Source organism: Psychroserpens mesophilus (genome assembly GCF_000826645.1).
Lineage (GTDB): Bacteria > Bacteroidota > Bacteroidia > Flavobacteriales > Flavobacteriaceae > Psychroserpens > Psychroserpens mesophilus.
Map to the genome: position 1 here is coordinate 48,426 of NZ_JXJP01000030.1, position 21,857 is coordinate 70,282.

Sequence of the window (21,857 nt, forward strand, 5' to 3'; positions counted from 1 at the left end):
TTAATAAATGGAATATTACAACTATATAAAGGCGTTACATCTCATTTTTGTGGTCACTTGGTTTGCGGGTTTATTTTATATTCCACGACTATTTGTATATCAAATTGAAGCGTTTCATAAGCCGTCACCAGAAAAAGAAATTCTCGGAAAACAATTGAAGCTAATGGCTAAACGTTTATGGACAATCATTACCTGGCCTTCAGCAATTTTAGCAACGGGATTTGCCATCTGGTTAATTATGCTACAACCATTTTGGTTAAAACAGCCTTGGATGCATGTCAAACTCACATTTGTAGTATTATTAATTATCTATCATTTAAAAACACATCAATATTTCAAACAATTGCAGCGCGATGAGGTAAAGAAATCTTCAAATTTCATGCGACTTTGGAATGAAGGTGCCACTTTTATCTTATTTGCTGTTGTATTTCTTGTAATTCTTAAAAACGCCATTAACTGGGTGTTTGGTGTTGTTGGGATTTTAGTCCTAGGAATCGTATTGATGTTAGGGTTTAAAGTCTATAAAAATATAAGAAGTAAAAACCCTGATGCATAAAAGTTATTCAGTTTCAAAGTGAGAACATCTGATTGTCAAAAGATTGTTTCAGATATTGCACGTTGAATTTTTTAATTTGGGTTTTAGTTCAAGTGCTTTTGGTGTAATTATTGTTACATTTAATCAATTAATGACCTAAATTCACTACAAATTTTCAAATGAGGTTAAAAAAACTGTCTTTACGTGTTCGTATATTTTTTGCCATGATCCTATTGGTGTTAATTGCCTCTATTTTAATTGCAGCGGTGACTATTTACCAATACAATGAAGAAGCTATTGATTATCATAAAGAAAGGCTGGAGCGAAAAGAAACCGCTATTATTAGTGATATTAACTATGTTATTAAAGAGACTACGTATCCTGTTGAAACCGAAAAAGTACCACTCATTTTTAAAGATGAAATTTATCGAATAGCAGCTATTCATGGCTTAAAAATTAATTTATATGATTTAGATGGCACCTTATTAAAGTCTTCTAAAGCAAGTTTCACCAGAGATTCGATTTTACAATGTATTGATGTCAATATTTTAAATGCAATTTCTAATACGGCTGAACACAGATATGTCGTCAAAAACAGTAAAAACGGAGAAACCTTTCAGTCTTCCTATACATATATCTACGATTCAAAATCTAAACCATTAGCTATTTTGAATTTACCATATCTAGAAAATGATGACTTTTTAAATAAAGAACTAAACGAGTTTTTAGAACGATTGGGTTATGCTTATGTATTCATGATGCTAATTGCTGTAATTTTGGCATTATTACTTTCTAAATATATCACGAGGACTCTCAAAACCATTTCAGATAAGATCAATGAAACGCGCTTGGAGAAGCGTAATAAAAAGATTGATATTGAATCTTCAAGTGAAGAGATATCAACCCTTGTTAATTCGTACAATAGCATGATTGACGAACTCGAAGAAAGTGCTGTGCAATTAGCAACAAGTGAGCGTGAGCAAGCATGGCGGGAAATGGCGAAACAGGTTGCTCATGAAATTAAAAACCCGTTAACACCAATGCGATTAAGTGTACAAAGTTTTCAGCGTAAGTTCAATCCTGAAGACGAAAATATCTACCAAAAAGTAGATGAATACAGTAAGACGCTCATTCAGCAAATTGATACGATGAGTTCTATCGCTTCTGCATTTTCAAATTTTGCAAAAATGCCAGCACAAAAGAATGAAACACTAAATGTTTCAAAAATTGTCAAATTAGGACTGGATATTTTTAGTGAAGATTATATTCAGTTTTCTACTGAAGACGAAGGCATTATGGCCAATTTTGATCGAACACAGTTAATTAGAGTGGTCACAAATTTGGTTAAAAATGGAATTCAGGCCATTCCTCATGACAGAGAAAACCCAAAGATTGAAGTTAAAGTATCTTCAGAAAACAATATGGTCAAAATAACTATTGAAGATAATGGTATTGGAGTTTCCGAAGACAATAAAAACAAGATTTTTGAACCTAAATTTACAACTAAAACCAGTGGAATGGGACTAGGTCTCGCCATGGTAAAAAATATTGTGGAAACTTATAAAGGAAATATTACCTTTACATCTCAACAGGGAATAGGTACAACCTTTATAGTGACATTTCCAAAATTATAATAAGACCAAATACAATGAATTATCAAAATATTTTATCAAGCACCAATAACGGTATTACAAAAATAACGATTAACAGACCTAACAAACTCAACGCTTTAAATAGAGATACAATTCAAGAATTACATGAGGCCTTTGATGACGCTAATAACAGTAGTGATACCAAAGTGATTATTATCACAGGTAGTGGTGAAAAGGCTTTTGTTGCAGGTGCAGATATTAGTGAATTTGCCGATTTTGATGTGAAGCAAGGTGGCAAATTAGCCGCTAAAGGTCAGGAATTATTATTTGATTTTGTTGAACATTTATCGACGCCTGTAATTGCTGCTATTAATGGTTTTGCATTAGGAGGAGGTTTAGAATTAGCAATGGCTTGTCATTTCAGAATAGCAAGCATAAACGCTAAAATGGGTTTGCCTGAAGTGTCTCTTGGAGTGATACCTGGTTATGGAGGCACACAACGTTTACCACAATTAGTCGGTAAAGGTCGCGCTATGGAAATGGTAATGACTGCTGGAATGATTGATGCTAATCAAGCTTTAGAGTATGGTTTAGTAAATCATGTTACTAGTGAAGATGAGTTGATTGCTTTAGCCGAAAAAATTGCTGGTAAAATCATGCGAAATTCTTCTGTTGCTATAAAAGGTGCTATCAAAGCAATCAATGCCAATTATAAAGATGGTGTTGATGGTTATAAAACAGAAATCAAACAGTTCGGAAAATGTTTTGGAACTGAAGACTTTAAAGAAGGTACAACAGCCTTTTTGGAAAAACGAAAAGCAGACTTCCCAGGGAAATAACTAAAAACTAAATACATGCAATTCATTTTTAAATTATTCATAGCAAGTATGCTATGTACATCATTTTTTGTCTCTGGACAAACAGACCAAATTAAAATTCAAAAAAGTGTTATTACTAAAGATAAAAAGAAACATTCTGAGCTTGTTTTTAGTTGTAGCAATGATGATGGCGGAGTTTTGATCGTCAGACAATTTTTTGGTGGCCTTATGAGAATGCCTAAAGGGTATTATTTAGAATATTATGATGAAAATCTTAATCTTTTAGCGAACACTGAAATGGAAATGGACGATAGTGGCATTAAGAATATTTTTATAAAAGATAATCAGGTCAACATCATCGAGTACAGAAAGAATAAAGACGATAAGACCAACGATTATTATATATTGACGGCTGATCCATCAAAACTACAATTCTCTGATAAAAAATTATTTTCGATAGATCGAAAAGATGTCAAGAAACCATTCTTTGTTGGGATAGGTTTTATTCCCATTTCTAATATGGGTCAAATAGATCATGATCCAACAGGCGAAGTTCAAGTCTCAACTAATAATGAGTTTATAGCCTTTAACTTCGATATTAAAGACGACAAAAATGAAACACATCAAATCATAGTTTACAATAGTAACTGGGAAAAAGTCATTGATGAAACGATAAAGGAAGATATTAGAGATAAATATTTTCAGTATAACTCATTTTCTGTCAGTGATATTGATGGCTCGGTATACTATTTAGGAAAAGCCTATAAAAATGACTCGTTTAGAGATAAAGTTAAAGGCGAAATTAATTACAATTATATCGTATATAAAGTAAGTGCATCAGGTGCTTCAAGTAGTGTTTTTAATACTGAAAATCATTACATACAATCGATGAGTATCTTACTTGATGGTGATAAACTTTATACTTTAGGGTCTTATTCAGACAAGGATTCAGATGATTATAAAGGGATTTGTTATTTTAAATTAAATTCTGAAACTTTAAACATAGAAAATACGACGTTCAATGAATTTACTGAGCAATTTATGATTGATAAATATGGTGAGAAAAAAGGTAAAAGGAAAAAGAAAAAAGAAAAGGAATTGCCTTTTCTAACCTACAGAGATTTTATTGTTGATCAAAATGGGGACATTTATTTCAATGCGGAAGAGTTTTATATTACAACGCACACTTCCATGGGAACTAATGGTTCAATGCGAACTTATACAGTGTTACATTACGATGATATATATGCATGTAAGCTCGATAGTTCTGGAGAATTACAATGGATAAGAACTATAAATAAACGACAAGCAACATCGGGAGGCTTATCTAGCTATTTATCTTTTTCTTCTACAGTTGTAAATGGGAATATGTACATCTTTTTAAATGGAGCCGATGATGTTAAGAAATTGAAGGATGACAGAATTCAATTCAAACAAAAAAAGGTAAAAAAATTAAATCTTTATGTGATTGAAATCCAGCCTGACGGAACATTTAATTATGATATCATAGTTGATGACAAAGATTCTAAAATGACCTATAAAACAAAGTATGGTGTCATGTCTGAAGATGGTAATAGTATTCTATTTGAAGGTAATAAGAAAAAAGACAAACAAGTCTTAAAACTCACATTTTAAAAATTATATAAACGTTTAAAAAAAGCGACTTACTGAGTCGCTTTTTTATTCATAATACCGAACGCAATAGATGCAATGCTATATTAAATTTTGTAATTTTACAAAAAATTATAAAATATGTTTAAAAAATCAATTACAAAAGGTCGTGGAGCTCAACAAAATATTCACAATCGTTTTTTTGAACTAAGTCATGAACAGCGTGATGATTTTTTAGAATATTGTGCTAAAGAAGGCGAAGAAGCCGATAAAAATAAAACGCTTTACTTACCTGTTTTTCCAAAGACCATTGTCAATAAAGTTGCTAGTCCAGATGTTGGAATGGCCTATTCTATGAATATGTATCAAGGTTGTGAACATGGTTGTGTGTATTGTTATGCTAGGAATAGTCATGAGTTTTGGGGTTTAAGTGCTGGATTAGATTTTGAACGAAGGATTCTTATTAAAAAAGACGCTCCGAAATTATTGGAAGCTTTTATCAAGCGTAAAAGCTGGCAAGCTTTCCCAATAGTGATGTCGGGAAATACTGACTGTTATCAGCCAGCTGAAAAAACATTTGAAATAACAAGACAATGCTTAGAGGTATTTTTAAAATACAAACATCCAGTAGGCATCATTACAAAAAATACATTAATACTTCGTGACTTAGACATTATTAAAGCGTTAGCAAAAGATAATTTGATTAGCGTAAATATATCTGTTACGTCCCTTTCTGAACCAACAAGACGTATTCTAGAACCGAGAACAGCGACCATTAAAAAAAGATTGGAAACGGTTAAAGTATTGAGTGAAAATGGTATTCCAGTAAATGTCATGTTGGCACCAATAATTCCGTCCATCAATAGCCACGAAATTCTGCCTTTAGCAAAAGCAGTATCCGAAGCTGGTGCATTGAGTATCGCTCATACTATTGTGAGATTAAATGGTGTTATTGGAGAGATTTTCACTGACTGGATCTATAAGACATTACCAGATCGAGCTGAAAAAGTTTTGCATCAAATTGAAAATTGCCATGGTGGAACCCTCAATGATTCCAGATTTGGAACACGAATGCGTGGTGAAGGCGAAATAGCAAAACAAATTAATGATTTAGTGAAATTGGCGCGCATGAAATATTTCAAAGATAAAGCGATGCCAACGGTTAATACAACATTGCATGAAGGATGTAAGAGCACACAACTTAGGCTGTTTTAAATGAAAAAGGCTACTAATTTTAGCAGCCTTTTTTTGTCGGAATTAAATGATCCTTTAAAGTTTAAAATATTCTATGTATGATCTGTTGTCAGATTTAACAATAGCATGATAATTTCCAAATTGTTCATTTTGGAGTTTATAAACGCGATTTATTGTTTTCTCATCATTAATAGTTTCAGAATAAATAAGTTCATCTTCATAGAAAATTTCTACTTTTACAGGCACTGAAGAAAGAGATAACTGAGAAATTAAGAGCTTATTTTTGTTATGTCTCACTAATGGTTTAAAGATTTTAATTTCTTTATTCTGTAGAAAAGTCAATATGTTATTTTTTATCTCAACAGGCTTAATGATAATCTCGTAATCTTTTTCCAGCTCAATAGTGTATTTACCATCTTCAAGTTGATTTAAGTTGAATGCTTTCGATAAGTCTCCACTATTTTTTAAAGTTTCTGAGTGAAGAATTAATCCATGCTCATTTTTTACCAATAGTTTTTGTCCTTTTTTGGCATTAACAAATTCAACTAAAATAGATTTAGCAAATGCCTTTGCATTATCCTTTTCTTTTTTTCCTGCGTAACTTAATGTTGTACTTAACATTAATACTACTAGTGTGATTTTGTTTATTGTTTTCATCATAATTGGGTTTAATGATTTACAGTACAAATTTATGGCAGTTTTAATGTTTAGAAAACAATCATTTTAGCATATATGTGTTCTAAATTAACACTGATTTCTGTTTTATCTTAGCTTAAGGTTAATTATGTATATATTTTTGGTAATTATACATACATTTGGATTTTTATTTACAGTTAGATTTGTAAAAGTGAATTAGTTGAGATGATTATAAGAAAACCAACATTAGAAAAAATAAGTCCAGGATTTGGAAGTTCTATCAAAGTGATTAAGCATGAAGCTTATATGGGAGAGAAGAAACCGTTTTGGCATTTTCATCCAGAGCTTGAATTGGTTTATGTAAACAAAGGAAAAGGGAAGCGTCATATTGGAAATCATTTGTCGTACTTTAATAACAGTCAGTTGTTGCTTATTGGAGCAAATTTACCTCACAATGGATTTACAGACCGACTTACCATAAATGGTAGTGAAACGGTTGTTCAGTTTAGACCAGAATTTCTTGGAACACATTTTTTTGATGTTCCAGAGATGGAAGGCATCAGCAATTTATTTGAACGTGCTAAAAGCGGCATCCTCTTTGGTGTGAAAACTAAAAAGAAGATGGGACAGAAAATTGAGAAACTTTCAGAAAAGGAAGGCTTTAAGAAAATATTGATTCTACTTGAAATCTTACATGGTTTAGCAAAATCTAAAGACTACACAATTTTAAATGCCGATGGATTTGCTTTTGAAACAGAACCACAGGACAGTGCTAAGATTGATATCATTTTCAAGCATGTGAATGAAAATTTCACACAGCACATCACCTTAGATGAAATTGCAGATAAAGTAAGTATGACAGTTCCTGCATTTTGTAGATATTTTAAAAAAGTTACTGGAAAAACATTTACAAAGCTGGTAAACGAATATCGCGTTGTACATGCCACAAAATTATTATCTGAAAGTCAGTTAAGTATTACTGATGTGAGTTTTGAGTGTGGTTTTAACAATTTTTCTCACTTCAATAAGTTATTCAAAGAATTTACAGGGAAAAGTGCTTCAAAATATAGAAGCGAATTAAAATTAATGGTTCAATAGGAGGTTTAACTTATTTTTCTCCATTCCATTCAGCATAAAACTGTTTCAAAAATACTTCCATATAGTGATGTCTGCTCAATGCTATTTGTCGTCCTGTTTTGGTTTTCATTCTATCTTTTAAGAGGAGTAATTTTTCGTAAAAATGATTAATTGTTGGCGCAGTAGAAGCTTTATAAACGTCTTTAGTCATATGTAATTCGGGTTGTATTTTAGGATCATATAACTTACGGTTTTTATAGCCACCATAATTAAAGGTTCGAGCAATTCCAATTGCACCAAGTGCATCAAGTCGATCTGCATCTTGTACAACATTCAGCTCCATAGAAGAAAATGTTTGAGCTTCATTTCCGCCTTTAAAAGAAACGTTTTCAATAATATTAGCAACATGTTCAATGACTTCAGAATCCACATTAATTTTTAATAAAAATTCCCGAGCTTTTCGTGGACCAATGCTATCATCACCATTGTAAAACTTACTATCTGCAATATCATGTAACAATGCTCCAAGAGCGACAATATAATCATCTACACGTTCATCTTTAGAGATGAGTAATGCGTTTTTATAAACCCGTTCAATGTGAAACCAGTCATGACCGCCTTCAGCAGATTCTGAAGTTTGTTTTACAAAATCTTCAGTTAATCGAATATGGTTGAGTTGCGCTTTCGTCATTTATCTAAAATTATAGCCTTAGTAATGGTCTGTTCAATATCTTTTATAAGTGTTGAATGATCTTCTACTGAGCTTAATGCTATGGGTTTATGAACCGTAAATGTCAGGTGGTTGCCAATTCCCATTGGAAATTTCCCGTAGCGTAACATTTTCCATGAATTATTTACTGTTATAGGAACCACTAATGCGGAAGGTACGTTCTTAAACAGCAACTGTAATCCTTTAACTTTAAACGGTTTTGGATGACCATCTTTACTGCGAGTGCCTTCAGGAAAAATAACAGCTGCACGATTATGCTTTTCGATATAGCTTCCAAATTCAAGCATTGCAGGTAAGGCTTGACGTGGATTTTTCCGATCGATTAATACAGAGCCACCATGACGTAAATTATAGGACACACTTGGAATCCCTTTTCCGAGTTCTTTTTTACTAACAAACTTAATATGGTGTTGCCTCATGTACCACATAATTGGTGAAATATCGTACATGCTTTGATGATTGGAAACAATAATTAAAGGTATGTTTTTAGGAATGTTATGCAGATTGTTCCATGTAAAACGAGTGCCTAATATATGTAAGCATCGTACTAAGCATAACTGAAGTAAATCAACACTCTTTTTATGAGCTTGATAACCAAATAGATTAAAACAAATCCATTGTATGGGATGAAAAATGAGTAAGGTCATTCCAAACACAATCAAATACAAAACCGTTAGTGGATAAGCCAGTAATTTTCTCATGAAGCAAATGTAATTCAATGTCAATAATACACAAAAAAACCACGACTTAATCGTGGTTTTAATTCTGTAGCAATTTTACTTTTTCTAGCAATGATCGTTGTAAGCATCCATAAGATTTTCAGCAATTAATTCTGCTGGTCGACCTTCAATATGATGACGTTCTAACATGTGTACCAATTCTCCATCTTTAAATAAAGCCATACTTGGCGAACTTGGAGGAAACGGAACCATATGTGCTCTTGCTGCATCAACAGCTTCTTTGTCAACTCCTGCAAAAACAGTGACAATATGATCTGGACGCTTAGCGTTTTGTAAACTCATTCTTGCTCCCGGACGAGCATTCGCTGCAGCACAACCACATACAGAATTTACAACAACTAAGGTTGTACCTTCTTTGGCTAATGCAGTTTCAACAGCTTCTGATGTATGTAATTCTTCAAAACCAACCTTGGTTAAATCCTCACGCATTGGTTTTACTAATTCTGCTGGATACATATATTTAAATGTTTAAATTAATATTTAGACTGCAAAGATACGTAAAATAAAAGTGTAGGCTTCGGTCTTTAGTTAGCAGTTTCAATGTTGCCATTTAGGTTTTCTATATGTAAATTCAGTAACAAATGATATTAAAAAAAGACTAACTGTAGTATATTTGGCTTAATTAAAAATAAAACACATACATGAGTTTTGCAAAATGGATTGGTGGAGCTATAGGTTGGTCTTTTGGTGGACCAATTGGAGCAATTATAGGATTGGCAATAGGAAGTTTAATTGATAATACAGCTCAGCAAGGTGGCTTTTTATTAGGTGATGGACAAACAACCAGAAAACGATCTGGAGGAAGCTATCGCAAAACGCCTAATTATGACAGGCAACCACAACGACCTCAAACGCAATCTGGAGACTTTGAAGTGAGCTTACTTATTTTGGCTTCAGTGGTGATAAAAGCTGATGGTATTCAAGATCAAAAGGAATTAGATTACGTAAGGCAACAGTTTGTAAGTATGTATGGGAAAGAACGAGCCAATCACGCTTTTCGCTTGTTTAAAAATATAAGTAAACAACAAATTCCTACGCGTCAGGTGTGTTTACAGATTAAGCAAATGATGGATCATGCCTCACGTTTACAACTGGTTCATTTTCTCTTCGGAATAGCAAAAGCAGATGGGATGGTGACCGAAGTTGAGGTTAAACAAATTTATACCATTTGTGGTTATTTAGGTGTAAGTTCTCGTGATTATGAAAGTATAAAAGCCATGTTCTACGATAGTAGTGATAATGCTTACAAAATTTTAGAGATTACTAAAAGTGCGACCGATGATGAAATTAAGAAAGCCTACCGACAAATGGCTAAAAAATACCATCCAGATAAGGTGATTCATTTAGGGAAGGAACACCAACAAGGTGCTGAAGAAAAATTCAGGCAAGTTCAAAAAGCTTACGAGCAGTTACAGAAAGAACGAGGGTTTTAATTATTCTGATTTCTGTTATTTATGCGTTTCTCAACATCTTTAAAATAACGTTTTTCTTTATACTTTCTATATACAAATAGAGCAACAGCAATAAGGCCAAGAATCATGATTCCGCCTTTACCTGTCATGTATTCAATGAGTTCCATATGATTCGTTTCAGGACATAATAATCGGCAAGAAAAGCAAAACTTTCATGTTAATCGCTTATTTTAGATGAATTACTTAATTATACGTTTTGGATAAAGCACAAGTAAAACAGACGATACTCGATGAGATTTCTAAAACAGAAGCCTCGATAATTCATTATAAAGAATTAACTCAACCCATTGCTCCAAATGATGCTATTGGTCGTGTTAGCAGAATGGATGCTATCAATAATAAAACCATCAATGAAGCGTCTTTAAGACAAGCTGAACACAAACTAAAGACATTAAAAATTGTACTTTCGAAGATAGATGGTAATGACTTTGGAATCTGTTTAAAATGCAAGCAAGCTATTCCTTTGGGACGAATTCTCATTAGACCAGAAAGTTTGCTTTGTGTGAATTGTGCTCGATAACAAGTTGGTATAAGTTTTGCTGCAAAAGATATCATTAACCAATTCGACTACAATGAAATTTCTATTATCCTTTTTATTTGTTCTAAGTTCTATTATTCTAAATGCACAGGACGTTTCAGGCATGTATCAATTAACAGTATATGCTACAAATGCAGAATTGCAAAGGACCTTAACATTGAGCGCTGATGGCACTTTTGAATTTTATAATTTTGAAAGACATGATCAAGGAATTCCGCCAGAAAAGCATATTTATGGAAAAGGTACTTGGACTCAAGATAAAAAGGTGATTTCTTTTTTTTCTGAAACCTCAGATTTAGATGATAAATTCACTTTAGATTTTAATGGAACGAAAGCAAGATTTATCACTAAATCGCCTAGAGATAAATCCAATCGAGACATTGAAACAGCCCTTAGCTTCTATGAATCTGACATTTTTTGGATTTCAGGAATGAAGCTAGTCAAACAATAAATCACCCTCTAAATAAGAAGAAATCTTCTTTCATGTCTTCAATCTGAGAATCTTCATTGGTCATAATATAATCAATGGCTTGCGTTGTAAATTCATCACCTTTAGTGGTAAGTGAAACAATCTTATTATCAATCCTAATCATATTGTTTTTTAAAGCTAAATCTAAAACTGTTTTAGAACGTACTTTTTGCCAGTTGATGTGTTCGTTTAAATGATTCACATGACGTTCACGCTCATCATCATGATTTTTTAAATGTAGAAGAAAGGTCAATAACGATACCTCTGTACGTTGTTGTTTTTCTCTATACATTACAGCAATAATGCCTTTGCTTGGTGCAAATAAATATACCGCTAAGAATAAAACACCTAACATTGTCGTAATAGATCCTGCAATTGAAGCATCTAGCCAATGTGCAAACCAATAGCCAGAAATAGCACTAAATACGCCAAAAACAACAGATAGAATAAGCATTTTTTTAAGGTCTGTAGTTAGTAAGTAAGCAGCTGCAGCAGGAGCAATCATAAGCGCTACAACCAGAATAGCTCCAACAGCATCAAACGCACCAACTGTCGTTATTGAAGAAACAGACATCAATCCGTAATGAATAATTACTGGCGAAAAGCCTAATGAAGCAGCTAAACCTTTATCAAACGTACTTAGTTTCAGTTCTTTGAAAAAGGCAACGAGTAACACGATTGTTATGAAGAGAATACTTCCTATAATCCAAAGTGATTTCGGACCAACATCTACTCCAGAAATTAGCAATCGATCAAATGGTGCAAAGGCTAATTCACCAAGCAACACAGCATCAATATCGAGATGTACATCATTAGCATTTTTAGCAATCATAATCACACCAATACTAAATAGTACAGGAAAAACTAAACCGATAGCTGTATCTTCTTTTACTAAACCAGTTTTTTGAATGTATTCTACCAAAACCACAGTAATCACTCCAGTAATTGCAGCCAGCAGAATTAACAAAGGTGAATTTAAATCCTGAGTTATAAAAAAACCAATAACAATTCCTGGTAATATAGAATGACTAATCGCGTCACTTATCATAGCCATTTTCCGAAGTACTAAAAATGTACCTGGAATTGCACAAGCAATAGCTACTAAACTCGCAATTATTTGTATTTCCAGTTGTGCACTACTCATCTTTTTTGTTGGATTGATTATATAAATTTGAAGCGGATTCAAAACCTTCAGCTGTTAAACTCCAAGTCGTTCCTTTTAGTGTTACATAGTTTTTTTCAACAAGTTTTTTTAAAGTCCCTTTTGTAAAACCTTGAAAATTATTCAGGATTTTAATTTCATGAGGATGCGCAATATTTTCATGTGTTTCAGCAATATGATACATAAATGCCAGTGTTTTATGCAATTCTAAATCGCGTCTGTTTTTGATAAAACGGATTTGTTTAAAAAGCAATCCACGTGTAGGAGAAAACACAAACGAAACAAACACAAATACAGCAGCTACTAAAACAATAACTGGTCCAGTTGAAAGGTTGTTTTGACTAGCACTAATGGCAGTTCCGAAAACCCCAGAAAATGCTCCAAATAACGCTGCAAGAAAGACCATTTTTGCAAGGCTGTTTGTCCATTGTCGTGCGGCAGCGGCAGGAGCTAACAACATAGCACTCATTAATACAACACCAACAGTTTGAAGTCCTAGTACGATGGCTAAAACAATAAAACTTGTGATTAAAATGTCAATAGTTTTAGTGTTAAAGCCAAGGGTTTTAGCATAGTCTTTATCAAATAATAAGATTTTGAATTCTTTCCAAAACAGTAGAAGCACAAAGAGGCAAACTCCAGTAACAATAGCCATAAGCCAAACATCACTTTCAATAAGCGTTGCTGCTTGTCCGAATAAATATTTATCCAGTCCAGCCTGATTAGCATTAGGTTGCTTTTGTATGAATGTAAGCAATAACATTCCGAAGCCAAAGAATAAAGATAAAATGAGTCCTAGAGCTGTATCCGATTTAAGATGTGTTTTTGTAATAATTCCTCTAATCCAAAAGGTTCCAATCAAGCCGCTTACTAAGGCTCCTAGTAATAAGGTATTGCTGTCTTTTGCACCAGTGATGAGAAACGCAATAGCAATTCCTGGTAAAGCTGCATGAGAAATAGCATCACCCAAAAGGCTTTGTTTTCTGAGTACAGCAAAGCTCCCTAACATACCAGTAACTACTCCTAAAATAGCCGTTCCTAGTGTGATGGTTCGCAAGGTGTAATCACTGAAAACAAGTTGTATGTAGTCTTTTAAGTCCATTATTCCTGCGAACGCAGGAATCTCATCCAACGTTTTGCATTTTTCTTATGTCTAACTATATTTTTTTAAATAATATGTCTTTTTATGATTAGGTTATATTTATTGACTTTTGATTTTTTGATTACGAGATTTCTGCCTTTGCAGGAATTTGTCACTCTTGGATACTTACCTTATAATTAATGCCATACGTTTTAGTTAAATTATCATCATTAAAAATGTCTTTAACAGGACCAGTGGCTATTTTTTTAACATTCAAAAAGGTCACCCAATCAAAATATTCGGGAACTGTTTGTAAATCGTGATGTACAACGATAACCGTTTTGCCTGCTTTTCGTAATTCTTTTAAAATATTGATGATTGCAATTTCAGTAGTTGCATCAACACCTTGAAAGGGTTCATCCATAAAATAGATGGAAGCATCTTGCACTAAGGCTCTGGCCAAAAATATACGCTGTTGTTGTCCTCCGGAAAGCTGACTAATTTGTCTGTTTTTAAATGGAAGCATGCCAACTTTTTCTAGTGCTTCAAGAGCTGCTTTTTTTTCTTTTTGTGTTGGACGCTTTATCCATCCTAAACTTCCGTAAGTTCCCATTAAAACGACATCAAGTGCCGTTGTAGGGAAATCCCAATCGACGCTGCCTTTCTGAGGCACATAAGCAACTAAAGACCGTTGCTTTTTGTAAGACTTTCCATAAATGGAAACACTTCCGGCAATAGGTTTTAGAATACCCAATATAGCTTTAATGAGAGTTGATTTTCCAGCGCCATTCGGACCTACAATAGCCATAAGCACGCCTTCCGGAATTTCTAAATCAATATCCCAAAGCACAGGTTTATAGTTATATGCAACTGTTAAATCATCTATTTGAACTGCAATTTTAGTCATGTATTTTTTTTTTTTTTTTCATTCAGAACGAGGTACCGACTGAAGAATCTTTTTAGATTCTTCGCTTCGCTCTGAATGACATGTCAACTTCTACTTCAATGCATTAACAATGGTTTTGACATTGTATTCAAACATTCCAATGTAAGTGCCTTCAGCAGTTCCTGCATTTCCTAAAGCATCAGAGTATAAAGTGCCACCTATTTCAACCTCATGACCTTTAGATTTTACAGCAGCCTGTAAAGCCTCAATAGTTCGTTTTGGCACCGAACTTTCTACAAAAATAGCTTTGATGTTTTTTTCAATGATAAATGCTGATAGTTTCTGAACATCTTGCACTCCAGCTTCGGTTGCTGTTGATAAACCTTGCAACCCAACCACTTCAAAATTGAAAGCTTTTCCGAAGTAATTAAACGCATCGTGTGCTGTTACCAAAATTCTTTTATCCTTTGGAAGGGTTTCAATGATACCTTTTAATTTTGATTGAAGCACTTCTAATTTATTGAGGTAAGCCGTTTCATTTTCCTTATAGTTTTCTGCATGTTTAGGATCTTTTTCTGAAAGCACTTCAGTTACTTTTTTAGCAAATTGTTTGAAGTATTCGATATCGAACCAAACGTGTGGATCGAAATTAGACGCAAAATAGTCTGAGCCAATTAAGGTGTTCTTATCTAACTCTTCTCCTAGGGCTATTGGTGTTTTGGTTTTGCTTCCCATTTTTTCAAAAACCTCTACAAGTTTCCCTTCAAGATGTAATCCGTTGTAAAAAATAATATCTGCTTTGACCAGTTTAGCCACATCGCCTTCACTGGCTTTATACAAGTGAGGATCTACACCACTTCCCATTAAACCTTCAATATTGACATCATCACCACCAATATTTTTTACCAAATCTGTAATCATCGTGGTTGTCGTTACCACATTAAGTTTTCCGTTGGAAGGTGTGTTATTTTTGCAATTAAAAACTGATATTAAAACGACAAAGACGAAAAGAGTAATTCGTGAAATTTTTTGTCCATATTCAATCTGAGAGATTTTAGTGTTCATCAACATAAATAATTTTAGTGAAGTCTTCATTTAAAACAATCGTGTTCAGCCCAATCGCTATTTGAGTCATTTTAGCTCCGCTAAACTGTTTAGAAACAGTTAATGTATTTCGATATTTGATATCATTTTGAGCACAAAACTCAAAGAACTCCTTATCGTCGCTCATTAATCTGGCAATTGTAAATGTTTTTCCCTCTTCTGCTTCAGCAAGAGCGATGGAGGTGTCTTTGGTTGTAATCTCTCCGTTAGCATTTGGAATAGGATCACCATGAGGATCAAATTTTGGATGTCCTAAATATTCACTGATTTTTTCTGCAAGCAAGTCAGATGTTTGGTGCTCTAATAATTCTGCTTCGCGATGAATGTCGTGAAGGGACAAATCAAACATTTTAAATAAAAAGGCTTCCCAAAGGCGATGTTTACGCACCACGTTTAGTGCCATTTTTTTACCTTTTTCTGTCAACTGAAGTGCCTGATACTTTTCGTAGTGTAGTAAATCTTTTGCGGCTAGCTTTTTTGCCATATCAGTAGCTGCAGGATTGGAAATACCCAATTGCTTAGCGATATTGCCTGGTTTGGTGTCTTTAATATCATGCTTGTCATTGTTGTAAATCGCTTTTACAAAATTCTCTACGGCTACAGACATGTTATGAATGCTTTAATTAATTTTTAAGCTTACTTAAATTTTAAACAAAAGTAACTAAAAATTTTATTAATGCAATTTTTATTTTTCTTAGACTGACCTAATCAATTCCAATGAGGTTAAATGCCCCTTTAATCAAGAGTTGATCTCTTGCTTTAATCTCACTGTTTTCTGAAACTTCTGTATAGCCATTTACAGTATTACCAATGTTTACCTTTATCTGACTAAAATAATAATCCGTTTCTGTTGTTTCATTTAAGACTAAAACATAATAATTGTTTTCAATTTCGATAATTGCCGATTCAGGTAAAACATGAGCTTCTTTTTCAGCAGTGATGATATCAGCATTAACAAACATTCCTGTTAAAAATGAATTGGAATCATCAATTGGATGACCATGGACTTTTATCGTTCTATTTTCACTGATTGTGGTTCCAACCAGATGAACCTCACCTTGAAAGGTGTTTTCTGAAGCTTCAGGAATTTTAAATGTTATTTTTTGTCCTTTTTTAACATTCATAATGTCTTTTTCAAAAACAGATAACTCCAAATGTATGTGTGAGTTGTCAATAATTTCAATAATGGATGTTGCTGGTGAAACGTAAGTTCCTCTGGTAACATTTACCTTTGAAATGCTTCCACTAATTGGAGCATAAAGAGTTACGACAGAAGAAATGTTGCCTTTTTCAACACTTGCAGGAGAGATGTTAAGCATGACCAATTGCTTTTTGAGTCCGTTGTAGGTTGCCAACGCCGTTTTATAGGAGCTTTCCGCTCTTAAGAAACTTTTTTGAGAGGTTATGTTTTCATCCAACATGGTTTGTTGGCGATCATATTCAGCTTTTAAATAATTCAATTGTTCTTTCACTTCCATGTATTCTTGTTGCATGGTTATAAATTCAGGATTTTCTAGTGTAACTAAAGCTTGCCCTTTTTTTACAATATCACCTTCTAAAAATGGTGTTGTTTTTATATAACCACCAACAGTTGAATTCACTACAGCTTTATTTTCAGGTGGAACATCAATCATTCCATTTACTGAAATTTTTACAGGAACCGACTTATTTTCTATTGTCGCTAAAGCCATGTTATTTTGATTAAACTGAACTTTTGAAACTTGAATTCGGTTATCTTCTTGTTCTGAAATAATAGCATCTGTTGTGTTTTCAGAATCTTTACAATTCGTAAAAAACAGAAGAATTAATGTCGAGCATGCTATATATGTAATACGTTTCATAACGTTGATTTTAAAAGGTTAAATAATTAATTTTTATTACGATTTGATTGTAGTTATTAAGGTGTTCTAAGTGATTAATTTGTATGTCGTAAGCATTCTCAACACTTAAAATATATTGGTAGAAATCAATTTCACCATTCTTAAAACTGCTATTAGCTGTTTTTAGAATTTCGTGAGCCATGGCATCTCCTTCCTGTTCAAAGTAAGCCAGAGCTTTTTCAAATTGTTCGAGTTCTAAAATCAATTCTTGATATCTGGTATTGTAGTTAATTTCAAAATTTTGTGATTCTTCTTCGGCAATATCAATTGCTATTTTAGATGATTTTATACGAGACGATTGCGCATTAAAAAGTAAAGGAATTTTTAATCCAAACTGATAACCTATTAAGTTGGAGTTGATCCCAGAATTGGTACCTTGAAAATAATTAAGACTGAGGTCTGGAAGCAATTCTTGTTTTTGATACTTGCGCTGTGCTTCAACTAAGGAGATTTTCCGCTTATAATAGTCCATTTCTGGGCTCATAGTTATATCAGTTACATCTAGTGGAATTTTAGTGAGTGGCTCAGGAACAATAGCTAAAGTATCATCACTTTGAATTATAGCTTCTAAAAGTGCATAAGCGACTTTGAGTTCTTGTTGAGCCTGAGATAGACTCAGACTAATTTGCTTTTGTTTCGACTGTGCAGTAATTTTCTCCAAATAATTGGTTTCTCCTAATTCAAAGCGTCTTATAGCAATAGCGGCAAAGTTTTCATACAAACTGTCCAGACTAGCCATAACCTGTGCTTTTTCTTTGGCATACAGATATTGATAGTAGCCAGAGGTAACTTTGCGTTTTAATGTTTTTTCTCGAATAGCGTAACTGGAGACTTCCAAATCATAGCTTGCAGAATTCATTTTTTTACCAGCAAAATAAACCGTTGGAAATTTGAATCCCTGTTGTATTCCTAAAACATCAAGAGGTTTGTTGTTGAAAGCTAAGTTATTTTCATCATAAGAATAATACACTTCCGTTTTATCAAAATCAAAAGCTGTTGAAATAAGAACGTCTGATTGTTCGACTTTTAATTGATCAGCTTTTAGTCCTGAATTATTTTCAATAGCTATTGAAATCAATTCGTCTAAAATGACTGATTTCTGCTGAGCAAATGACATTGTTGAAAATAAAACCAAAATGATGATGACTCCTAATTGTTTGTTTTTACCCAGCTTAATTTTTTTTGAATTGGCATTCATAAAATACGAATACAATACAGGTAATACAATCATGGTAAGTAAAGTCGCTGTGATTAATCCGCCTATGACAACTGTTGCTAGTGGTCTTTGAACTTCAGCTCCAGCATTGGTAGAAATAGCCATAGGTAAGAATCCAAGAGCTGCAGCTGATGCTGTTAAAAGTACTGCTCTTAAACGGTCTTTTGTACCCTGTTTGATGAGTGTTTCCATATCCTTAAACCCTTCTTTTTTTAGTTCTTTAAAATGTTCTATAAGAACAATTCCGTTAAGCACTGCTATTCCGAAGAGTGCGATAAAGCCAACACCAGCAGAAATACTAAACGGCATATCTCTAAACCATAATAACAAGACGCCTCCTACTGCAGATAAAGGTATAGCAGAATAAATAAGAAGCGCTTCTTTAATCGAGTTGAAGGCAAAGTATAGCATTATAAATATTAGGATTAAAGCAATTGGTACAGCAATTAATAAACGGGATTTAGCATTCTGCAAATTTTCAAATTGACCACCATACGTTATGGTGTATCCAACAGGTAGTTTTATATGTGTATCAATTAATTTTCGCACATCATTAACTACAGATTCTAAATCTCGATTTCGCACATTAATTCCGACTACAATTCGTCTTCTGGTATCATCTCTCGATATTTTTGCGGCTCCTTTTTCGTAGGTAATAGATGCCAGTTCGCTCAAAGGAATCTTTCCACCATTAGGCAAATCGACATAGAGATTTTTTATATTATCGATGTCTTGACGTTTTGAAGACTCTAAACGAACCACAAGGTCAAAACGTTTTTCGCCTTCAAAAACTTGTCCTACAGTTCGTCCTGCAAAGCCCATAGATAGCATGGCATTAAGGTCTTGAATGTTCAATCCGTAACGTGCTATTTTGTCCCGATTGTATTTGACGCTCATTTGTGGTAATCCGTCAATTTTTTCTACGGAAACATCAGCAGCTCCATCAACATCTTCAATGAGAGCTTTTATTTCGCTACCTTTTTTAGAAAGAATATCTAAATCTTCCCCAAAAAGTTTAATGGCAATATCTGCTCTAACACCTGTAATCAATTCATTAAAACGCATTTCTATTGGTTGGGTGAATTCTACTTCCATACCTGGAATTACAGCTAAAGCGTCTTTAAATTTATCAGCCAATTCATCTTTTGATGACGCCGAAACCCATTCATTTTTAGGTTTGAGTACAATAATGACATCACTTTCTTCCATAGACATCGGATCTGTGGGAACTTCTGCAGCACCAATTCTGGTAACCACTTGTTTCACCTCAGGAAATTGGTCTAATAAAATGTTTTCTATTTTGGTTGTAATCTCTACCGTATTACTTAATGACGTTCCTGTTTTTAAAACGGGCTGGATGACAAAATCCCCTTCATCTAGTGTTGGTACAAATTCGCCACCCATTTTTGCAAATAAATAAATTGAAAAACTCAGAAGTAGAATTGAAAGTCCTACAACCAGTTTTTTACTTTGTAAAGCCCAGTGAATTGTTGGTTCATACAATTGGTTTAGCCATCGCATTAGTCGAACGGAAATATTTTTTTCTGAAGGTTTTGAAGGTTTGAGAAACAGGGAAGCTGCAACAGGAACATAGGTAAAGCAAAATATCATCGCTCCAATCAAAGCAAAGCTGAAAGTCAACGCCATAGGTTTAAACATTTTACCTTCAACACCACTTAAAGACAGAATAGGGATGAATACAATGAGAATGATTAGCTGACCAAATATTGCTGAATTCATCATTTTTGATGCACCATCAAAGGTGATGTCATCTTTATAGGATTGTAATTCTTCAGATTTTAAACCAGCAAGTTTTTCATGATTTTTGGTAATTCGATAGGCTATAAATTCAACAATGATTACAGCTCCATCGATAATAATTCCGAAGTCAATAGCACCTAAACTCATCAAATTGGCATCGACACCAAAAAGATACATTAGAGACAAAGCAAACAATAAACAAAGTGGAATTACAGAGGCCACAACCAATCCAGATCGCCAGTTTCCTAATAGTAATACCACCACAAAAATTACAATGAGGCATCCCAGTATGAGGTTTTCAGTAACTGTAAATGTTGTTTTGCCAATAAGTTCACTTCGGTCAAGAAATGCATTGATATACACTCCTTTTGGTAACGATTTAGAGATAGAGGCTACACGTGCTTTAACAGCTTCAATAACTTGTTTAGAGTTTGCGCCTTTGAGCATCATAACCTGACCTAGTACTTTTTCGCCTTCACCATTTCCTGTAATGGCACCAAATCGTGTGGCATTTCCAAAACCCACTGAAGCCACATCCTTAACATAAACAGGAACACCATCATTGGTTTTAATGACAATGTTTTCAATATCTTGCAGACTGTTTACCAATCCATCACCACGAATAAAATAGGCTTGATTCACTTTTTCTATGTAACCACCTCCAGCAACACTATTATTATTTTCAAGAGCTGTAAACACCTCTTGAGCAGTAATGGTCATCGCATTGAGTTTCTGGGAATTGATGGCGACTTCGTATTGTTTTAAAAAACCTCCCCAAGTATTCACTTCAACAACACCAGGTATTCCAGATAACTGACGTTTCACAATCCAATCTTGAATGGTACGAAGATCCTGAGCTGTATAATCATCTTTAAATTCGGGTTCAACATCAAGGATGTATTGATAGATTTCTCCCAAGCCAGTTGTGATAGGTCCCATTTCTGGAGTGCCGAAACCTTCTGGAATTTTTTCTGAAGCCGATTTTATTTTTTCCGCAATAAGCTGTCGTGGTAGATAGGTGCCTATATCATCGTCAAAAACAATAGTGACGACTGATAATCCAAATTTCGATACCGATCGAATTTCCTGAACACCTGGAAGATTCGCCATTTCCAATTCAACAGGATAGGTAATAAATTGCTCCATATCCTGAGTGGATAGATTGCGGGATGTTGTAATGACTTGAACTTGATTATTGGTGACATCAGGAACTGCGCCAATTGGGATTTGTGATAGCGAATACAATCCGAAACCAATCACAAAAAGTGTAAATAGCAGAATGATAAATTTATTCCGCAGACTAAATTTTATAATATGAGATAACATAATTCATTTGATAAAGTGAGCGACAACTC

The 21,857-nt window shown here is 33.8% G+C and carries 21 protein-coding genes; 9 read left to right on the forward strand and 12 right to left on the reverse strand.

Translation table 11 applies throughout. The annotated features are described in order from the left end of the window. Positions 1-7: 7 nt before the first annotated feature. The 5 genes from TD18_RS15505 (at position 8) to TD18_RS15525 (ending at position 5,771) form a co-directional block, all read left to right on the forward strand. On the forward strand, positions 8-556 hold the full coding sequence (locus TD18_RS15505) for a CopD family protein (protein ID WP_040254452.1): 549 nt from the start codon (positions 8-10) through the stop codon (positions 554-556). Between the two features lie 158 nt (positions 557-714). Beyond that, the gene (locus tag TD18_RS15510) at positions 715-2,169 is read left to right on the forward strand and encodes a sensor histidine kinase (RefSeq protein ID WP_084205946.1); all 1,455 of its coding nucleotides are present in this window, start codon (positions 715-717) and stop codon (positions 2,167-2,169) included. 14 nt (positions 2,170-2,183) lie between these two features. Further along, positions 2,184-2,966: an enoyl-CoA hydratase/isomerase family protein gene (locus TD18_RS15515; protein ID WP_040254456.1), complete on the forward strand. Its 783-nt coding sequence runs from the start codon at positions 2,184-2,186 to the stop codon at positions 2,964-2,966. Between the two features lie 15 nt (positions 2,967-2,981). Further along, positions 2,982-4,580, forward strand: coding sequence for a hypothetical protein (locus TD18_RS15520; RefSeq protein WP_152611398.1), 1,599 nt, complete (start codon positions 2,982-2,984; stop codon positions 4,578-4,580). 117 nt (positions 4,581-4,697) lie between these two features. Then, positions 4,698-5,771: a PA0069 family radical SAM protein gene (locus TD18_RS15525; RefSeq protein ID WP_040254460.1), complete on the forward strand. Its 1,074-nt coding sequence runs from the start codon at positions 4,698-4,700 to the stop codon at positions 5,769-5,771. Between the two features lie 54 nt (positions 5,772-5,825). On the opposite strand, the gene TD18_RS15530 is transcribed toward TD18_RS15525, so the two are convergent. Continuing rightward, positions 5,826-6,410, reverse strand: a complete 585-nt coding sequence (locus TD18_RS15530; protein ID WP_152611399.1) for a hypothetical protein — start codon at positions 6,408-6,410, stop codon at positions 5,826-5,828. A 201-nt stretch (positions 6,411-6,611) separates the two neighbouring features. Here TD18_RS15530 and TD18_RS15535 point away from each other — a divergent pair, with 201 nt between their 5' ends. After that, positions 6,612-7,484: an AraC family transcriptional regulator gene (locus TD18_RS15535; RefSeq protein WP_040254464.1), complete on the forward strand. Its 873-nt coding sequence runs from the start codon at positions 6,612-6,614 to the stop codon at positions 7,482-7,484. A 10-nt stretch (positions 7,485-7,494) separates the two neighbouring features. Here the strand turns inward: TD18_RS15535 and TD18_RS15540 are convergent, their stop codons facing one another. The 3 genes from TD18_RS15540 to TD18_RS15550 form a co-directional block, all read right to left on the reverse strand. Then, positions 7,495-8,154 (reverse strand): HD domain-containing protein, encoded by a 660-nt coding sequence (locus TD18_RS15540; RefSeq protein WP_040254466.1) that lies wholly within the window; start codon positions 8,152-8,154, stop codon positions 7,495-7,497. Next, positions 8,151-8,894, reverse strand: a complete 744-nt coding sequence (locus TD18_RS15545; RefSeq protein WP_040254468.1) for a lysophospholipid acyltransferase family protein — start codon at positions 8,892-8,894, stop codon at positions 8,151-8,153. Before TD18_RS15545 ends, TD18_RS15540 begins: the two co-directional genes overlap by 4 nt. An 84-nt stretch (positions 8,895-8,978) precedes the next feature. Next, complete coding sequence (locus TD18_RS15550; protein WP_040254470.1) at positions 8,979-9,389, reverse strand: BrxA/BrxB family bacilliredoxin; 411 nt, start codon at positions 9,387-9,389, stop codon at positions 8,979-8,981. 185 nt (positions 9,390-9,574) lie between these two features. On the opposite strand from TD18_RS15550, the gene TD18_RS15555 reads away from it, so the two are divergent. Then, positions 9,575-10,366 (forward strand): TerB family tellurite resistance protein, encoded by a 792-nt coding sequence (locus TD18_RS15555; RefSeq protein ID WP_040254471.1) that lies wholly within the window; start codon positions 9,575-9,577, stop codon positions 10,364-10,366. Here TD18_RS15555 and TD18_RS17250 read toward each other — a convergent pair. After that, positions 10,363-10,512: a hypothetical protein gene (locus tag TD18_RS17250; RefSeq protein WP_160289476.1), complete on the reverse strand. Its 150-nt coding sequence runs from the start codon at positions 10,510-10,512 to the stop codon at positions 10,363-10,365. The two genes, TD18_RS15555 and TD18_RS17250, sit on opposite strands and share 4 nt — an antisense overlap. Before the next feature lie 89 nt (positions 10,513-10,601). Between TD18_RS17250 and TD18_RS15560 the strand changes: the two genes are divergently transcribed. Together TD18_RS15560 and TD18_RS15565 are read left to right on the forward strand one after the other, a co-directional pair. Beyond that, the gene (locus TD18_RS15560) at positions 10,602-10,925 is read left to right on the forward strand and encodes a TraR/DksA family transcriptional regulator (RefSeq protein ID WP_040254473.1); all 324 of its coding nucleotides are present in this window, start codon (positions 10,602-10,604) and stop codon (positions 10,923-10,925) included. 52 nt (positions 10,926-10,977) lie between these two features. Beyond that, complete coding sequence (locus TD18_RS15565) at positions 10,978-11,394, forward strand: hypothetical protein (RefSeq protein ID WP_040254475.1); 417 nt, start codon at positions 10,978-10,980, stop codon at positions 11,392-11,394. Position 11,395: 1 nt separating this feature from the next. Here the strand turns inward: TD18_RS15565 and TD18_RS15570 are convergent, their stop codons facing one another. The 7 genes from TD18_RS15570 to TD18_RS15600 all read right to left on the reverse strand — a co-directional run bounded on the left by TD18_RS15570 (position 11,396) and on the right by TD18_RS15600 (position 21,828). After that, positions 11,396-12,556 (reverse strand): metal ABC transporter permease, encoded by a 1,161-nt coding sequence (locus tag TD18_RS15570; protein WP_040254477.1) that lies wholly within the window; start codon positions 12,554-12,556, stop codon positions 11,396-11,398. Continuing rightward, positions 12,549-13,676, reverse strand: a complete 1,128-nt coding sequence (locus TD18_RS15575) for a metal ABC transporter permease (protein WP_040254479.1) — start codon at positions 13,674-13,676, stop codon at positions 12,549-12,551. The genes TD18_RS15570 and TD18_RS15575 overlap by 8 nt, the downstream gene beginning before the upstream one ends. 151 nt (positions 13,677-13,827) lie before the next feature. Further along, a complete protein-coding gene (locus TD18_RS15580) occupies positions 13,828-14,562 on the reverse strand; it encodes a metal ABC transporter ATP-binding protein (RefSeq protein ID WP_040254481.1) in 735 nt (244 codons plus the stop codon). A 90-nt stretch (positions 14,563-14,652) separates the two neighbouring features. Next, positions 14,653-15,606 (reverse strand): metal ABC transporter solute-binding protein, Zn/Mn family, encoded by a 954-nt coding sequence (locus tag TD18_RS15585; protein WP_052461220.1) that lies wholly within the window; start codon positions 15,604-15,606, stop codon positions 14,653-14,655. Then, the gene (locus TD18_RS15590) at positions 15,596-16,252 is read right to left on the reverse strand and encodes a metal-dependent transcriptional regulator (RefSeq protein WP_040254483.1); all 657 of its coding nucleotides are present in this window, start codon (positions 16,250-16,252) and stop codon (positions 15,596-15,598) included. The genes TD18_RS15585 and TD18_RS15590 overlap by 11 nt, the downstream gene beginning before the upstream one ends. Before the next feature lie 97 nt (positions 16,253-16,349). Continuing rightward, positions 16,350-17,486, reverse strand: coding sequence for an efflux RND transporter periplasmic adaptor subunit (locus tag TD18_RS15595; RefSeq protein ID WP_040254485.1), 1,137 nt, complete (start codon positions 17,484-17,486; stop codon positions 16,350-16,352). Between the two features lie 10 nt (positions 17,487-17,496). Next, a complete protein-coding gene (locus TD18_RS15600; protein ID WP_040254486.1) occupies positions 17,497-21,828 on the reverse strand; it encodes a CusA/CzcA family heavy metal efflux RND transporter in 4,332 nt (1,443 codons plus the stop codon). Positions 21,829-21,857: the final 29 nt, after the last annotated feature.

What these genes read in the sequence shown, in the direction of transcription:
- TD18_RS15545 (WP_040254468.1), bottom strand. Translation starts at nt 8,894, where the DNA reads ATGAGAAAATTACTGGCTTATCCACTAACGGTTTTGTATTTGATTGTG.
- TD18_RS15585 (WP_052461220.1), bottom strand. Translation starts at nt 15,606, where the DNA reads ATGAACACTAAAATCTCTCAGATTGAATATGGACAAAAAATTTCACGA.
- TD18_RS15535 (WP_040254464.1), top strand. Translation starts at nt 6,612, where the DNA reads ATGATTATAAGAAAACCAACATTAGAAAAAATAAGTCCAGGATTTGGA.
- TD18_RS15510 (WP_084205946.1), top strand. Translation starts at nt 715, where the DNA reads ATGAGGTTAAAAAAACTGTCTTTACGTGTTCGTATATTTTTTGCCATG.
- TD18_RS15600 (WP_040254486.1), bottom strand. Translation starts at nt 21,828, where the DNA reads ATGTTATCTCATATTATAAAATTTAGTCTGCGGAATAAATTTATCATT.
- TD18_RS15570 (WP_040254477.1), bottom strand. Translation starts at nt 12,556, where the DNA reads ATGAGTAGTGCACAACTGGAAATACAAATAATTGCGAGTTTAGTAGCT.
- TD18_RS15505 (WP_040254452.1), top strand. Translation starts at nt 8, where the DNA reads ATGGAATATTACAACTATATAAAGGCGTTACATCTCATTTTTGTGGTC.
- TD18_RS15515 (WP_040254456.1), top strand. Translation starts at nt 2,184, where the DNA reads ATGAATTATCAAAATATTTTATCAAGCACCAATAACGGTATTACAAAA.
- TD18_RS15525 (WP_040254460.1), top strand. Translation starts at nt 4,698, where the DNA reads ATGTTTAAAAAATCAATTACAAAAGGTCGTGGAGCTCAACAAAATATT.
- TD18_RS15555 (WP_040254471.1), top strand. Translation starts at nt 9,575, where the DNA reads ATGAGTTTTGCAAAATGGATTGGTGGAGCTATAGGTTGGTCTTTTGGT.
- TD18_RS15520 (WP_152611398.1), top strand. Translation starts at nt 2,982, where the DNA reads ATGCAATTCATTTTTAAATTATTCATAGCAAGTATGCTATGTACATCA.
- TD18_RS15530 (WP_152611399.1), bottom strand. Translation starts at nt 6,410, where the DNA reads ATGATGAAAACAATAAACAAAATCACACTAGTAGTATTAATGTTAAGT.
- TD18_RS15580 (WP_040254481.1), bottom strand. Translation starts at nt 14,562, where the DNA reads ATGACTAAAATTGCAGTTCAAATAGATGATTTAACAGTTGCATATAAC.
- TD18_RS15565 (WP_040254475.1), top strand. Translation starts at nt 10,978, where the DNA reads ATGAAATTTCTATTATCCTTTTTATTTGTTCTAAGTTCTATTATTCTA.
- TD18_RS15540 (WP_040254466.1), bottom strand. Translation starts at nt 8,154, where the DNA reads ATGACGAAAGCGCAACTCAACCATATTCGATTAACTGAAGATTTTGTA.
- TD18_RS15575 (WP_040254479.1), bottom strand. Translation starts at nt 13,676, where the DNA reads ATGGACTTAAAAGACTACATACAACTTGTTTTCAGTGATTACACCTTG.
- TD18_RS15590 (WP_040254483.1), bottom strand. Translation starts at nt 16,252, where the DNA reads ATGTCTGTAGCCGTAGAGAATTTTGTAAAAGCGATTTACAACAATGAC.
- TD18_RS17250 (WP_160289476.1), bottom strand. Translation starts at nt 10,512, where the DNA reads ATGGAACTCATTGAATACATGACAGGTAAAGGCGGAATCATGATTCTT.
- TD18_RS15595 (WP_040254485.1), bottom strand. Translation starts at nt 17,486, where the DNA reads ATGAAACGTATTACATATATAGCATGCTCGACATTAATTCTTCTGTTT.
- TD18_RS15550 (WP_040254470.1), bottom strand. Translation starts at nt 9,389, where the DNA reads ATGTATCCAGCAGAATTAGTAAAACCAATGCGTGAGGATTTAACCAAG.